Annotated in this window: 3 protein-coding genes; 2 read left to right on the top strand and 1 reads right to left on the bottom strand. The window is 55.1% G+C overall.

Annotated features, from left to right (window positions below; translation table 11 throughout):
- Window positions 1-485 (top strand): flagellar hook-basal body complex protein (locus Q1K23_RS04415; RefSeq protein WP_300362770.1); only part of this gene is annotated, 485 nt, incomplete at its 5' end.
- A 1-nt stretch (window position 486) separates the two neighbouring features.
- On the opposite strand, the gene Q1K23_RS04410 is transcribed toward Q1K23_RS04415, so the two are convergent.
- Window positions 487-1584 (bottom strand): deoxyguanosinetriphosphate triphosphohydrolase, encoded by a 1098-nt coding sequence (locus Q1K23_RS04410; RefSeq protein WP_300362768.1) that lies wholly within the window; start codon window positions 1582-1584, stop codon window positions 487-489.
- Window positions 1585-1691: 107 nt separating this feature from the next.
- Between Q1K23_RS04410 and thyX the strand changes: the two genes are divergently transcribed.
- The coding region (thyX, locus tag Q1K23_RS04405; RefSeq protein WP_300362767.1) for an FAD-dependent thymidylate synthase at window positions 1692-2293 on the top strand (602 nt) is incomplete at its 3' end.

The raw sequence follows: 2293 nt of genomic DNA, 5'->3' as shown, positions 1-2293 counted from the left end.
GAAATAACGGTTCAAAACCAAAACAGACCGTTAATCTCGATCTGGGTACTGCCAATCTTTTTGACGGCATGACCAGTTTCGACAACCCATCCAGCACCTCGGGCATCAGCCAGGACGGCTATCCTGGCGGCGACCTCAACGGAATTCGTGTCGATGAAAGCGGCACACTGATCGGAAGTTTCACCAACGGCCGCAGTTTCGGACTCGCCCAGGTCGCGATGGCCAGTTTCGCCAACAACGTGGGACTCGAAAGTTCCGGCGGCAATACCTATATCCAGACTTCCAACTCGGGCGATCCGATTATCGGAAAGGCCTCAACGGGCAAACGGGGACTGATCCAGGCTTCGTCTCTCGAAATGTCAAACGTCGACCTCAGCCGCTCGCTGACGAACCTCATCGTCATCCAGCGCGGTTTCCAGGCCAACTCCAAATCGATCACGACCTCCGACCAGATGCTGCAGACGCTGCTGCAGCTGAAGCAGTAATCTACGCCAGGCCGTAGATCTCCCGGTACCGCATCAGCGCGTACCGGTCGCTCATCCCGGCGATGAAGTCGGCGATGACCCGCTCTTTCTTCTCCTTTTCCACACGCTCTCTGAAACCGGCCGGAAGCAGGTTTTCATCCTCCTTCAGCGCCGCGTAGAGTTTTCTGATGCACTCTTTGCCCGCATGCATTTTGCTGACGATCCGTTCGTGCCGGTAGAGCTTTTCGAAAAGCAGTTTCTTCAACCTTTTGAGTTCGGTGGCGAGCTCTTTTTCGAAAGCGATCGGCAGGGGTTCGGAAGCGGGAATGGTCCGGCATAGAACCGTGTCGGTCGCGGGGACTTTTTCCCGGCTCGCTTCGATCAGTTCGGTCACCAGATGGCTGATGAGCATGCCGACGAAACGGTAGCGGTGCAGTTTCGTGCCTCTCTTCAATCCTTCGTTTCTGACTTTTTCGTCTATATGGGCCACCAATCCGTTTTCCAGAATGTCGTCGAAGGTGATGAGTCCATACTGGATGCCGTCGTCGATATCGTGGCTGATATAGGCGATCTCGTCGGCGTGATCGACGATCATCGCTTCCAAAGAGGGGTGGAAATCGAGTCCGAAGGTTTCGTCGTACCATTGGGTCAAAAAGGGTTTGCGGTAGGGATAGGAGTGCTTGAGTATCCCCTCGAGCGTGGCGAAGGTGAGGTTGAGCCCGTCGAAGGAAGCGTAGCGTTTTTCCAGTCTCGTCACGACACGAAATGACTGGAAATTGTGTTCGAATCCGTTTTCGTTGCCGTCGTCTTTCAGACAGGCATCCAGTGTGTCACCCCCTACATGGCCGAAAGGGGTGTGACCCAGATCGTGGGCCAGGGCGATCGTCTCCGCCAGCGTTTCGTGACATCCCAGGGCATTGGCGATCGAGCGGGCGATCTGGCTCACTTCCAAAGAATGGGTCAGACGGGTACGGAAATAGTCCCCTTCGTGGTTGATGAAGACCTGGGTTTTGTATTCGAGCCTTCGGAAGGAGCTGGTGTGGATGACTCTGTCGCGGTCGCGGGCGAAAGGGTCTCTGAAATCGGAAATGGCGGGATGGAAACGTTCTGTGCAATGCATGAAATTCCTTCGGAATTTTGTTATTGTTCATTGGTCATTGGTCATTTGGGAAAATCACAAGCGATTTTTCAATATAATGGGCCAATTCTAACGAAAAAGGGCCCGTGATGAAAGTGACTTTGATGCACCACACGCCGCTGGAAGTGTGCGCCCACGCCATCCGGACATGCTGGCAGAGTTTCGACAAGAGCGACGGAGGCGGGGAGAAAGACAGGGAACTGATCGACCGAGTCGGCAACAAGTTCAAACACGCCAGCACCCTGGAACATCTGGTCTACACTTTCTACATCCGGGGCATCAGCCGCGCCGTGCTGCAGGAGCTGGCCCGCCACCGCATGGCGTCACTCAGTGTCAAGAGCACCCGCTACACCCTCAAGGAACTCAAAGAGGAGGTCCCCTTCACACCGGCGGATGTCGAACGGGCCGAAAAGTATCTGGTCATGACCGACAACGCCCTGGTCAACGAGATGAGCATCAAAGCCCTCGAAAATCTGCGACAGCTTCTCGTCGAAGGCATCGCCAACGACAAGGCCAAATACGCCCTGCCCGAATGCTACAAAACCGAACTCACCTGGACCATCAACGCCCGGAGTCTTCAGAATTTCCTGACATTGAGAAGCGACAAAGCCGCCCTCTGGGAGATCCGCGACCTCGCCCACGCCGTCTACGACGCCCTGCCGGAAGACCACAAATACCTCTTCCACATCAA

This window comes from Hydrogenimonas sp., from assembly GCF_029933015.1.
Lineage (GTDB): Bacteria > Campylobacterota > Campylobacteria > Campylobacterales > Hydrogenimonadaceae > Hydrogenimonas.
The sequence above is the reverse complement of the archived record's forward strand: the minus strand, read 5'-3'. Positions and strand labels throughout refer to the sequence as shown.

What these genes read in the sequence shown, in the direction of transcription:
- Q1K23_RS04410 (WP_300362768.1), bottom strand. Translation starts at nt 1,584, where the DNA reads ATGCATTGCACAGAACGTTTCCATCCCGCCATTTCCGATTTCAGAGAC.